Origin of the sequence: Stenotrophomonas sp. 2YAF22 (genome assembly GCF_052114665.1) — a bacterium.
GTDB lineage: Bacteria > Pseudomonadota > Gammaproteobacteria > Xanthomonadales > Xanthomonadaceae > Stenotrophomonas > Stenotrophomonas indicatrix.
Genome location: NZ_JBFRFE010000048.1, coordinates 1 through 12,342 on the forward strand (window position 1 = coordinate 1; position 12,342 = coordinate 12,342).

The 12,342-nt window shown below is 64.6% G+C and carries 12 protein-coding genes; 1 reads left to right on the top strand and 11 read right to left on the bottom strand.

Annotated elements, in window-relative coordinates; genetic code table 11:
* The 10 genes from AB4Y84_RS03605 to AB4Y84_RS03650 all read right to left on the bottom strand — a co-directional run.
* The coding region (locus tag AB4Y84_RS03605; protein WP_442249779.1) for a hypothetical protein at nucleotides 1–1,941 on the bottom strand (1,941 nt) is incomplete at its 3' end.
* 99 nt (nucleotides 1,942–2,040) lie between these two features.
* Nucleotides 2,041–2,463 (bottom strand): F0F1 ATP synthase subunit epsilon, encoded by a 423-nt coding sequence (locus tag AB4Y84_RS03610; protein WP_025877355.1) that lies wholly within the window; start codon nucleotides 2,461–2,463, stop codon nucleotides 2,041–2,043.
* Nucleotides 2,464–2,575: 112 nt separating this feature from the next.
* Nucleotides 2,576–3,982: a F0F1 ATP synthase subunit beta gene (gene atpD / locus AB4Y84_RS03615; protein ID WP_442249780.1), complete on the bottom strand. Its 1,407-nt coding sequence runs from the start codon at nucleotides 3,980–3,982 to the stop codon at nucleotides 2,576–2,578.
* Between the two features lie 38 nt (nucleotides 3,983–4,020).
* Entirely contained in the window at nucleotides 4,021–4,884 is an 864-nt protein-coding gene (gene atpG / locus AB4Y84_RS03620; RefSeq protein WP_442249781.1) for a F0F1 ATP synthase subunit gamma, read from the bottom strand.
* Nucleotides 4,885–4,979: 95 nt separating this feature from the next.
* Nucleotides 4,980–6,527, bottom strand: coding sequence for a F0F1 ATP synthase subunit alpha (gene atpA / locus AB4Y84_RS03625; RefSeq protein WP_442244626.1), 1,548 nt, complete (start codon nucleotides 6,525–6,527; stop codon nucleotides 4,980–4,982).
* A gap of 44 nt (nucleotides 6,528–6,571) precedes the next feature.
* Complete coding sequence (locus AB4Y84_RS03630; RefSeq protein ID WP_089237051.1) at nucleotides 6,572–7,099, bottom strand: F0F1 ATP synthase subunit delta; 528 nt, start codon at nucleotides 7,097–7,099, stop codon at nucleotides 6,572–6,574.
* Nucleotides 7,100–7,101: 2 nt separating this feature from the next.
* Nucleotides 7,102–7,572, bottom strand: a complete 471-nt coding sequence (locus tag AB4Y84_RS03635; RefSeq protein WP_025877365.1) for a F0F1 ATP synthase subunit B — start codon at nucleotides 7,570–7,572, stop codon at nucleotides 7,102–7,104.
* A gap of 114 nt (nucleotides 7,573–7,686) precedes the next feature.
* Complete coding sequence (atpE, locus tag AB4Y84_RS03640; RefSeq protein WP_025877367.1) at nucleotides 7,687–7,989, bottom strand: F0F1 ATP synthase subunit C; 303 nt, start codon at nucleotides 7,987–7,989, stop codon at nucleotides 7,687–7,689.
* Nucleotides 7,990–8,053: 64 nt separating this feature from the next.
* On the bottom strand, nucleotides 8,054–8,842 hold the full coding sequence (gene atpB, locus AB4Y84_RS03645; protein WP_025877369.1) for a F0F1 ATP synthase subunit A: 789 nt from the start codon (nucleotides 8,840–8,842) through the stop codon (nucleotides 8,054–8,056).
* A gap of 31 nt (nucleotides 8,843–8,873) precedes the next feature.
* Nucleotides 8,874–9,206 carry a hypothetical protein gene (locus tag AB4Y84_RS03650; RefSeq protein WP_032952006.1) on the bottom strand — a complete coding sequence of 111 codons (333 nt, stop codon included), beginning with the start codon at nucleotides 9,204–9,206 and terminating at the stop codon, nucleotides 8,874–8,876.
* A gap of 496 nt (nucleotides 9,207–9,702) precedes the next feature.
* Here AB4Y84_RS03650 and AB4Y84_RS03655 point away from each other — a divergent pair, with 496 nt between their 5' ends.
* Nucleotides 9,703–10,521, top strand: a complete 819-nt coding sequence (locus AB4Y84_RS03655; protein WP_025877373.1) for a hypothetical protein — start codon at nucleotides 9,703–9,705, stop codon at nucleotides 10,519–10,521.
* A 469-nt stretch (nucleotides 10,522–10,990) separates the two neighbouring features.
* Here AB4Y84_RS03655 and lpdA read toward each other — a convergent pair.
* Nucleotides 10,991–12,342: dihydrolipoyl dehydrogenase (gene lpdA, locus AB4Y84_RS03660; RefSeq protein ID WP_442249782.1), on the bottom strand; the 1,352-nt coding region annotated here is incomplete at its 5' end.

Here is a 12,342-nt window from a genome sequence, read left to right on the forward strand (position 1 = left end):
GGACGAGGTCACCTCGTCCTTCACGCTCGAGGAGGTCCAGTCGATTGTGCAGGAATCCACCCGGCACGGCTGGTTGAATTCATCCGCAGGCGGCAGACGCGCATCGTGGCGTCGGACGTTCCGAGGATTGAGCACGCGCGGCAGCACGCTGTCGCGTCGCGCGAGCTCGACCTGGTCACCCTGCGCGCTTGAACCCGGGAACGGATCCTGGGCCAGCAGCCAGCGCACGCCCAGCAGATCGTACACAGGCGCTGTTGTGTCCGTTGCCCAGGCCGTCGGCAGCTTCTGTTGGAACGTATCCACCGGTTCACCCGGCATGCCGGTCATCTGCAGGTAGTCGCTGGCCAACATCGGGTTGTAGCCGTTTGCCAGCGCGATCGCATGGACCGCGGCGCCGTTGGTAAGCCCACCGATGCCGAAGACCACGGCGCGCTCGGGCAATCCGGGTTGCCGCTCTGCTGCGAGCAGCGCGTAGGCCCGCTGCGCCGGCCCGGCGCGGTCGGCGGTCAGCACCGACTTGGTGCCACTGCCTGCGTTGAAGCTGGTCCCCACGTTGAACAGCAGCAGGTCGAACAGCACCAGCACAAACAGCCAGCGCTCGGGTGCCCGGTGACGACGCAGCAGCAGCACCGCGGCGATTCCCACGGCCGCGCTGATGCCGAGCCAGGCAAAGGCCGCCAGATGACCGCGGTCGATCGCCATCCAGGCACTGGAGACGGCAAGCAGCACGACGGCACCTACGGACATCCACGGCGGCCGCAACGGGCCTGGCTGCAATGCAGCCTGCAAGGCGTTGGCACCCAGCCAAGCTGCTGCTGGGAGGGTGAGGAACAAGGCATCAGCAGGACGCCGGAACAGATCCAGGCCTGGCAGCCAGGTGAACAACCACGGGAACAGTGGCGTTGCCCCACCCAGCGCGATCAGGATCGTCAGAATCACCACGGCCAGCGCGATGCGCGCCGCAGCGGGTTTGCGCCGCAGCACTTCGCCGCCCCATCCCAGCCAGAGCGCCAGCGGCACCGCGCCGAGATAAAGGTAATCGGCGCTGATGTCACCAAAGGCCCAACTGTCGCCACGCCCCTGCGAGAACACGTTGCCTGACAGCAGCGTGGCCAGGGTCTGCCAGTGCATGGCCCCCGGCAACGCAGCCTCCAACGAGAAACCATCCCGATTTGTCTCGCCCAGCCAAGCCAGCGTGGACAACCACTGTGGCGCGCTGATCGCGCCGGCAAGCACGCCGACAAGACCAAATCGCAGCAGCAGCCGCACGCGCGGGCCCTTCTCCAGCAGAACCGCGCCCACCGCATGGATCGCACAGGCGAGGATGATGAAGTAGGTAACCTGGGTCAGCTGCAGCGCGCACAAGCCTCCAGCGATGCCGGCCAGCAGTACGTCACGCAGCCGACCCTGGCGGCGGACCTGCTCCATGCCCAGCCACAGCCACGGCAGCAGGCTGTAACTGACGATCATCGGCGTGTGCTGGAGCCGCGATGCGGCCACCCCACCGAACATCAGCACCAGCGCGAACAGCAGCCGCGCCGGTGGCGGCATTCCCTGCACGCGGCCCAGCCGCAAGGCACCGAAGCCACCTGCCAGCACGTGCAGCAGCACGACCACGTTGAACAGGTGCAGCGACGTCGGTGCCAACAGCATCGGCAGCAGCATGCTCGGCTGCAACGTCATCATCTGCGGGTCGGCCAGCTGCGGGTAGCCCCCGTACAGATACGGATTCCACCACGGCGCCTGCAGATGACGCAGTTGCTCAGCGCTGAAGCTGACCGCCGGGAAGAACTGCTGCACGGCGTCGAACGGAATGGTCTTGATGCCCAGCAGCCACGGCAGGCAGAGCACGACCCAGGCAATCAGGAACATGCCTTCCGGCGTGCGCCAGCGGCACTGCCAGCCCCCCATGTCCTGCGTCGCTGTCGATGACTGCTGCATTCCCTGCCTCCGTGGAAAACAAACAAAAACGCCGGCATGGCAGCCGGCGTTCCTGCATTCACCCGTGCCTTGCAGGCACAGATGTCACCTCGGCACGGTTCAGTGCTTGAGGGTCTTGCGCAGGCGCTCAAGCGCCTGCAGCTGGACAACGGCCTCTGCCAGCTTCTGCTGCGCTTCGGCCACTTCCATCGCTTCGCCGCGGTTGGCCAGGATGCGTTCGGCTTCTTCCTTGGCCTTGCGGACCGAGGCTTCGTCGATGTCCTGTGCGCGGATCGCGGTGTCGGCCAGCACGGTCACCACCTGCGGCTGCACTTCCAGGATGCCGCCGGAAATGGCGAAATCCAGCTGCTCGCCGCTCGGCGTGGTCACTACCACCTTGCCCGGCTTCAGGCGGGTGATCAGCGGCGCGTGCTTGGGCGCGATGCCCAGTTCGCCCAGCTCACCGGTGGCCACGACCAGGGTCGCTTCGCCACGGAAGATTTCCTGCTCGGCGCTGACGATGTCGCAACGGATGGTGCTCATGTAACTCTCTTCGCTAGGGGGCGGGTCGAACCCACCGCAGGGATTCCGCAGCGGTGGGCGCAGGCCCACCCCGTGTCACGGTCGGGACGGGCGTGTGCCCGTCCCCGCCGCATCAGGCCTTCTCGGCCATCTTCTTGGCCTTCTCGACCGCTTCTTCGATGSTGCCGACCATGTAGAACGCCTGCTCCGGCAGGTGGTCGTACTCGCCATCGACGATGGCCTTGAAGCCACGGATGGTGTCCTTCAGCGACACGTACTTGCCCGGCGAGCCGGTGAACACTTCGGCCACGTGGAACGGCTGGCTGAAGAAGCGCTCGATCTTGCGGGCGCGCGACACGGCCTGCTTGTCTTCTTCGGACAGTTCGTCCATGCCCAGGATGGCGATGATGTCCTTCAGTTCCTTGTACTTCTGCAGGGTCTGCTGGACGCGCTGGGCGGTGTCGTAATGCTCGTGGCCGATGACCAGCGGGTCCATCTGGCGGCTGGTGGAGTCCAGCGGGTCGACCGCCGGGTAGATACCCAGCGAAGCGATCGAACGCGACAGGGTCACGGTCGAGTCAAGGTGGGCGAAGGTGGTCGCCGGCGACGGATCGGTCAAGTCATCGGCCGGCACGTAGACGGCCTGGATGGAGGTGATCGAACCATTCTTGGTCGAGGTGATGCGCTCCTGCAGGACACCCATTTCCTCGGCCAGGGTCGGCTGGTAGCCCACTGCCGACGGCATACGACCCAGCAGTGCCGACACTTCGGTACCGGCCAGGGTGTAGCGGTAGATGTTGTCGACGAACAGCAGCACGTCCTTGCCCTTGCCGTTCTCGTCCTTCTCGTCGCGGAAGTACTCGGCCATGGTCAGGCCGGTCAGGGCGACGCGCAGACGGTTGCCCGGCGGCTCGTTCATCTGGCCGTACACCATCGCGACCTTGTCCAGGACGTTGGAGTCCTTCATCTCGTGGTAGAAGTCGTTGCCCTCACGGGTACGCTCACCCACGCCGGCGAACACGGACAGACCGCTGTGCGCCTTGGCGATGTTGTTGATCAGTTCCATCATGTTGACGGTCTTGCCGACGCCGGCGCCGCCGAACAGGCCGACCTTGCCACCCTTGGCGAACGGGCACATCAGGTCGATGACCTTGATGCCGGTTTCCAGCAGCTCGGTGGCCGGGGACTGGTCTTCATACGACGGAGCAGCGCGGTGGATTTCCCAGGTGTCGCTGGAGGCGACCGGACCGGCTTCGTCGATCGGGCGGCCGAGCACGTCCATGATGCGGCCCAGGGTGCCAGCGCCGACCGGCACGGAAATGCCGCGCTCGGTGTTGGTGGCCACCAGGTTGCGCTTCAGGCCATCGGTGGAGCCCAGCGCGATGCAGCGGACCACGCCGTCACCGAGCTGCTGCTGCACTTCCAGGGTGATTTCGGTGTTGTCCACCTTCAGCGCGTGGTACACCTTCGGCACCGACTCGCGGGGGAATTCGACGTCGACGACGGCGCCGATGATCTGAACGATCTTGCCCTGACTCATTGCTGCATCCTCTAAATGTGTGCTTTTAACGAACGCGGTCAGACTGCTGCCGYGCCGCCGACGATTTCGGAGATTTCCTGGGTGATCGCTGCCTGGCGGGCCTTGTTGTAGACCAGCTGCAGGGTTCCGATCAGCTTGTTGGCGTTGTCACTGGCCGACTTCATCGCCACCATGCGCGCGGCATGCTCGGAAGCGACGTTTTCCAGCAGCGCCTGGTACACCAGCGACTCGATGTAACGCGTCATCACGTGCTCCAGCACGGTCGCGGCATCGGGTTCGTACAGGTAGTCCCAGTCGTGGTGCGCAACCTGCTTCTCGGCGGCCGGCAGCGGCAGCAGCTGATCGAAGCTGGCCTTCTGCACCATGGTGTTGACGAAGCGGTTGTAGACCAGGTACACGCGGTCGACCTTGCCTTCGGTGAAGGCGTCGAGCATGACCTTGATCACACCGATCAGCGATTCCAGCTTCGGCGTGTCGCCGATGTGGGTCACCGTGCCGACCATGTTCACCTTGACCCGGCGGAAGAAGGTCGACGCCTTCTGGCCGATGGTCACCAGGTCCACTTCGGCGCCCTTGTCCTGCCAGGCCTTGGCTTCGCCAAGCATCTTGCGGAACAGGTTGTTGTTGAGGCCGCCGGCCAGACCGCGATCGGAAGAGATCACGATGAACCCGACCCGCTTGACCTGCTCACGCTCGACCAGGAACGGATGCTGGTAGTCGGTGCTGGCCTGCGCCAGGTGGCCGATCACCTGCTTCATCGCCTGCGCGTACGGACGCGAGGTCTTCATCCGATCCTGCGCCTTGCGGATCTTGGAGGCCGAGACCATTTCCAGGGCGCGCGTCACCTTGCGGGTGTTCTGCACGCTCTTGATCTTGGTTTTGATTTCGCGTCCGCTTGCCATCTTTTATTCCCGTGGCGCGGGGCCTGGGCCCCGCGTTGTTCAACCGTTTGATCGTCTGGTCCAGCGGAGCATCGCTCCGCTCTACAGGACCTCGATTACCAGCTGCCGGTGGTCTTGAACTCGACGATGCCCTTCTTGAAGGCACCTTCGATGTCGTTGTCCCAACCGCCGGTGGCGTTGACCTTGCCGATCAGYTCGCCCTGGGTGTTGGCGAAGTGCGCGTGCAGGCCTTCTTCGAACGCCAGCAGCTTGCTGACCGGCACGTCGTCGAGGTAACCCTCGTTGACGGCGTAGATCGACAACGCCTGGTTGGCGATCGACATCGGCGCGTACTGCTTCTGCTTCATCAGCTCGGTGACGCGCTGGCCACGCTCGAGCTGCTTGCGGGTGGCTTCGTCCAGGTCCGAGGCGAACTGCGCGAACGCAGCCAGCTCGCGGTACTGGGCCAGCGAGATACGGATGCCGCCGGACAGCTTCTTGATGATCTTGGTCTGCGCCGAACCACCGACGCGCGACACCGAGATACCGGCGTTCACGGCCGGGCGGATGCCGGCGTTGAACAGATCGGTTTCCAGGAAGATCTGGCCGTCGGTGATCGAGATCACGTTGGTCGGAACGAACGCGGAAACGTCGCCGGCCTGGGTCTCGATGATCGGCAGCGCGGTCAGCGAACCGGTCTTGCCGGTCACCGCACCGTTGGTGAACTTCTCGACGTATTCCTCGGACACGCGGGCAGCGCGTTCGAGCAGACGGGAGTGCAGGTAGAACACGTCACCCGGGTAGGCTTCACGGCCCGGCGGGCGCTTCAGCAGCAGCGAGATCTGGCGGTAGGCCACGGCCTGCTTGGACAGATCGTCGTACACGATCAGCGCGTCTTCGCCGCGGTCCATGAAGTACTCGCCCATGGTGCAGCCCGAGTAGGCGCTGATGTACTGCATCGCGGCCGATTCGGATGCGGTGGCAGCCACCACGATGGTGTGCGCCAGGGCGCCGTTCTCTTCAAGCTTGCGCACGATGTTGGCAACGGTCGAAGCCTTCTGGCCGATCGCTACGTACACGCACTTGATGCCGGTGCCCTTCTGGTTGATCACCGCATCGATGGCCAGCGCGGTCTTGCCGGTCTGGCGGTCACCGATGACCAGCTCGCGCTGGCCGCGGCCGATCGGGATCATCGAGTCGACCGACTTGTAACCGGTCTGCACCGGCTGGTCGACCGACTTGCGCCAGATCACGCCCGGAGCAACGCGCTCCACCGGAGCGGTCAGGTCGGTACCCAGCGGGCCCTTGCCGTCGATCGGCTCGCCGAGCGCGTTGACGACGCGGCCCAGCAGTTCCGGACCGACCGGCACTTCCAGGATGCGGCCGGTGGTCTTGGCGACGTCACCTTCGCGCACGTTCTCGTAGCCACCCAGGACCACGGCGCCGACCGAGTCGCGCTCCAGGTTCAGGGCCAGGGCAAAGGTGTTGTTCGGCAGTTCGATCATTTCGCCCTGCATCACGTCGGCCAGGCCGAAGATGCGCACGATGCCGTCGGACACGCTGGTCACGGTGCCTTCGTTGCGCGATTCCGCGGCCAGCTTGACCTTCTCGATGCGGTTCTTGATCAGTTCGCTGATTTCGGAGGGGTTGAGCGTGGTTGCCATCGTCAAGTCCTAGTGCCGGCAGCGGGGCCGGACGTTAAATGAATTCAGTTAGCGAGCGCGGTCTGCAGACGGGCCAGCTTGCCCTTCAGCGAACCATCGATGACCACGTCGCCGGCGTCGATCACAGCGCCGCCGATCAGCGAGGCGTCGACCGCGGTGGCCACTTCGACCTCGCGGTTGAAGCGCTTGCGCAGCGCGGCCTTGATCGCGTCCAGCTCGGCAACCGACAGCTCGGCCGCGGAGGTCACCGTGGCCTTGACCACGTGCTCGGCCTCGGCGCGCAGCGCGTCGAACATGCCAGCGATTTCCGGCAGCAGCGGCAGACGATGCGATTCGGCAAGCACAGCCAGGAAGCGCGAGTAGGTCTCGCCGCGGGACTCCGGCGCCAGCAGGGCGACGGCGTCATCGCGACCCAGCTCCGGGTTGGCGAGCAGGGCCGCCACGCGCGGATCGGCGGCGACGTGGGCGGAGAACGCCAAAGCGTCCGACCACGGCGCGAACGCGCCTTCGTCACGCGCGGTCGCGAAGGCGGCGCGGGCGTACGGGCGGGCAAGCGTGAGGGCCTGGCTCATCCTTAAATCTCCGAGGCCAGCTCGTCGAGCAGCGCCTTGTGGGCGTTGGCGTCGATTTCGCGCTTGAGCAGCTTTTCGGCACCGGTCACGGCCAGCGCGGACACCTGCTTGCGCAGATCTTCACGGGCACGGTTGGCGGCGGCGTCGATTTCGGCCTGGGCCAGATCCTTCTGACGGGTGGCTTCGGCAACAGCTTCGTTGCGGGCCGCGTCGACGATCTGGTTGGCACGCGCGTGGGCCTGATCGATGATCTCGTTGGCCTTGGTGCGGGCTTCCTTCAGCGCTTCATTGACCTTGTCCTGCGCCTGGGCCAGATCTTTCTGGCTGCGGTCGGCAGCAGCGAGGCCTTCAGCGATCTTCTGCTGGCGCTCTTCGATCGCGTTCATCAGCGGCGGCCAGATCTTGGTCGCGATGAGCCAGATCAGGGCGGCAAAGGCCAGGGCCTGGGCGATGAGGGTAAAACCGATATCCATGGGGTTCGCTCAGTCGGTTGTGACGGGATGGATGCGCCGCCACACGGGCGGCGCCTCCGAACCTTCATCCGCGACCAGGCGCCTGCGGCGCCCGGTCGTTTCGCTTTCGCTGGATCAGCCAGCGATTGCCGGCAGGCGCGAGACGAACTCGCCGACCAGCGGGTTGGCGAAGGCGAACAGCAGGCCCACGGCGACCGAGATGATGAAGGCGGCGTCGATCAGGCCGGCGGTGATGAACATGCGGACCTGCAGGACCGGGATCAGTTCCGGCTGGCGCGCGGCCGACTCCAGGAACTTACCGGCCATGATGGCCAGACCCAGACCGGCGCCCAGCGCGGCCAGGCCGATCATGATGCCGACGGCGAGGACGGTGGAGCTCTGAACTTGGGCGAGATTGGTCAGGACGGCGAAGTACATGGTTTTCTCCAGGAACTTGATTGCTAAGGGTTTAGAAACAAACGGATGAAGGGTGAAGCGAAACTCAGTGAGCGTCTTCCGACAGGCTCAGGTACACGATGGACAGCATCATGAAGATGAAGGCCTGCAGCGGAATCACCAGAAGGTGGAACAGCATCCAGCCGAAGCCGGCGAACGCGCCTGCAAACATGCCGGCGATACCTGCACCGCCCAGCACCCAGATCAGCAGGAACACGATTTCACCGCCGAACATGTTGCCGAACAGTCGCATCGCCAGCGAAATCGGCTTGCTCAGCCACTCGACGATGTTCAGGATCAGGTTGAACGGCATCATCCACTTGCCGAACGGTGCGGTCAGGAATTCCTTGGTGAAACCACCAATACCCTTGGCGCGCAACGCGAAGAACAGCATCAGGAAGAACACGCTGATCGACATGCCGAGGGTGGCATTGACGTCGGCGGTGGGGACCGGCTTCCAGTACGGCACGCCCATCAGTTCGAGCGGCTTGGCGATGAAGTCGGCCGGGATCATCTTGATGAGGTTCATCAGGAGGATCCAGAAGAAGATCGTGATCGCGATCGGGGTCACCAGCTTGCTGGTGCCGTGATAGGTGTCCTTGGCCTGGCGGTCAACGAACTCCAGGCAGATCTCGACGAATGCCTGCCACTTGCCCGGCACGCCGGAGGTGGCCTTGCGGGTCGCCATCCAGAAGGCGACGACCATCACCAGGCCCATCAGCAGCGAGGTTACCAGCGTGTCCACGTGGATCGCCCACGGGGTGCCATGACCTGCAGTCAGATTGTGCAGGTGATGCTGGATGTAGGAGGTGGGTGTAAGCGCCTCGCCTGCCATGTGTCCGGAACCTTAAGTTAAATGAATTCGATTAGCGCCTGGCCATGGCCAGGACCTGGAACATCAGCCCGACGGCGATACCGGCCAACAGCGCCAGTGCAGGCAGCTTGAAGACCAGGAACCCCACCATCAGGACACCAAAAACGAGCGCCCACTTGGCCACGATCGCAACGATCAGGCGTGCCATGGCCGAACCGGCCCCCAGCGCACCACCACCCAGCGCCATCCGTGCCGCCACCCAACCACCGGCCGAAACCGCCACACCTGATGCCAGGGCACCAAGGGCATACTTCGGCCCCACCAGCAGGAAGGCCAGAGCCAGGACAGCCACCGCGGCCAGCGGGTAGACCGCGGCGCGCAGCATCAGTCGCCGACCCGTTTCTACGGAGTTCAGCACAGGACGTCCCGCGTGGTTACAAGTGGATGGCTGAGGCGACTACAGCAGGGGGGCCTCATCGAGCCGCCAAATTATAGCAATGGGACAATTTGCGAGACAACCGGTGCCTGTTCATATCGGAACAGCGCAAGTTGCGGTAAGGGCTGCGGTTTTGCAGCCCACCACGGGGACAATGCCATCTGCGCGATGTTGCGGTGCAACGCATTGAACTTTGGTCGCAGGCGGCGGAACTTTCTGCCGACGGCAGTGGTCCCATCTTCCGACCTGCCTGCAGCTACCTCGTCGACGCTTCGCCTGCAGGTCCCCATGATGGCCCCGAAGCGCCGCTCCGGGGCCATCTTTTCGCAGGGCGCTGACAGCGCTGAACCGTCCACATCGCGTGGACCATACCTTCACGAATGGTGGACAGCGACGTCCGGCAAAGTGGCCTTCATTCCGATGAACCACTGCAAGGACTCTTTCGATGCGCTCCGTCCCCACCCTGCTCGCCCTCTCGCTTCTCGCCGCCGGCGCGTCGTTCGCCTCCTCCGCCCATGCCGCCGAAGGCGATGACCGCTTCGCCCTGCGCCTGGGTGCGATGAACATCGACTCGGACAACACCCTGCGCGGCAACACCAATGTCGCCGGCCAGGACATCGGCTTCTCCGAGGACTTCAAGCTGGGTGGCAAGGAATGGGAGCCGCGCATCGACGGCATGTTCCGCATCAGCAACCGCCAGCGCCTGCTGTTCAACTACTTCAAGTACGACAAGGACCGCCGCGAGACGCTTGGCCAGGACATTTCCTTCGGCAACGTCAACGTGCCGGCCGACAGCTTCGTCAAGGCGGAGCTGAAGTACCAGGTGGCCAGCCTGGTGTATGACTACTCGGTGGTGGACACCGAGAAGTTCGACCTCGGCCTGCAGCTGGGTGCCGAATACGCCAAGGTCAGCACCAAGGGCTACGCCGACCTGGGCACGGTGTATGAAGGCCAGTTCCTGGACGAGAAGACCGACGGTGTGGCGCCGGTGGTCGGTGCACGCCTGAGCTTCACCCCGTCCGAAAAGTGGATGATCACCCTGCAGGGCCAGTACCTCAACACGCGCTGGGGCAGCTTCGACGACTACAAGGGTGACCTCAGCCGCGCCAACGCGATCGTCGATTACCGCTTCACCCAGAACTTCGGCGTGTTCGCCGGCTACGACTGGTTCAAGCTGGATGCGGACAAGAAGGGCAGCGACGGCACCATCGGCCTGAAGCAGGAATTCAAGGGCCCGGTGGCGGGTATCAGCGTCACCTTCTAAGCCCTGCTCCCCTTCCACAGCACGTTCTCTCCTGGCGCGGCCTCCGGAACATCGGGGGCCGCGTTTTTTTGTGGCTTCCTGACAGAAGAGCAGAAGCGGGTTGGTCGAGCGCTGGAGGGAGAGGGGGCCGGGTGCGAATGTCCCCCGGCGCCGGCCTGCGGCCGTCACCTCCTCCTTTACTTCGCACCCAGCCCCCTCTCCCTCCGCGTGTCAGGCATCCAGGCATCCAGGCAGCCGCTGCGGTGGGAGTGGTTGTGGCTTCCGCCTTCCGCAAGCCGAGCCGCTGCGCGGGCGGCAGGCGTTTCGACAAAGTAAAGGAGGAGGCGACCGCCGAAGGCGGGCGACGGGGGACATTTGTCGAAATGCCTGCCGCCCGCGCAGCGGCCCTACAGCTCGCAAGAATCCGGAGCGCATAAACAAAAAAACCCCGGCGATGCCGGGGTTTTTCGTTCGCAAAGGCGCGGGCGCCTTATTTCTTCTTCGGCATGTACAGATCGGTGATCGTGCCGTCGTAAATTTCCGAGGCCATCGCCACCGATTCGCTCAGCGTCGGGTGCGCATGGATGGTGTGGCCGATGTCCTCGGCCTCGGCACCCATCTCGATCGCCAGGCCGATCTCGGCCAGCAGATCACCGGCATGCACACCGACGATGGCACCACCGATGATGCGGTGGSTKTCCTCGTCGAAGATCAGCTTGGTGAAGCCCTCGGTGCGACCGATGCCGATCGCGCGGCCGCTGGCGGCCCACGGGAACTTGGCCACGCCAACCTTCAGGCCCTTGGCCTTGGCTTCGGTCTCGGTGACGCCGACCCAGGCGATTTCCGGGTTGGTGTAAGCCACCGACGGAATCACGCGGGCCACCCACTCCTTCTTGTGGCCGGCAGCCACTTCGGCGGCCAGCTTGCCCTCGTGCGTGGCCTTGTGGGCCAGCATCGGGTTGCCGACGATGTCGCCGATGGCAAAGATGTGCGGCACGTTGGTGCGCATCTGCCGGTCGACCGGAATGAAGCCACGGTCGGTGACCTGCACGCCGGCCTTCTCGGCATCGATTTTCTTGCCGTTCGGCGAGCGACCCACGGCCACCAGCACGCGGTCGAAGGTGCCCTGCGCCAGCGCAGGTGCCTGGCCTTCCTCGGCGGCTTCGAAGGTCACGGTGATGCCCTTGGCATCGGCGGTGACGCCCGAGGCCTTGGTCTTCAGGTGCACTTCGATGCCCTGCTTCTTCAGGCGGTCGGCCAACGGCTTGACCAGGTCCTTGTCGGCGCCCGGCATCAGCTGGTCCATGAACTCGACCACGGTGACCTTGCTGCCCAGCGCACCATAAACGGTGGCCATTTCCAGGCCGATGATGCCGCCGCCGACGACCAGCAGCGAGCCCGGTACTTCGGCCAGCTCCAGCGCGTCGGTGGAATCCATCACCCGCTTGTCGTCCCACGGGAAGTTCGGCAGCTTCACCGCCTGCGAACCGGCAGCGATGATGCACTTCTGGAAGCGCAGCAGCTGGGTGCTGCCGTCAGCCGCGGTGATTTCCAGTTCGTTGGCCGAGACAAACTTGCCAACGCCCTGCACGCTGCGGACCTTGCGCTGCTTGGCCATGCCAGCCAGGCCCTTGGTCAGCTGGTTGACGACCTTTTCCTTGTACTGGCGCAGCTTGTCCAGGGTGATGGTCGGCTTGCCGAACTCAACGCCGAAATCACCGGCATGGGCCACTTCGTCGATCACCGCTGCGGCGTGCAGCAGGGCCTTGGACGGAATGCAGCCCACGTTGAGGCAGACGCCGCCGAGGCTGGCGTAGCGCTCGACCAGCACCGTATCCAGGC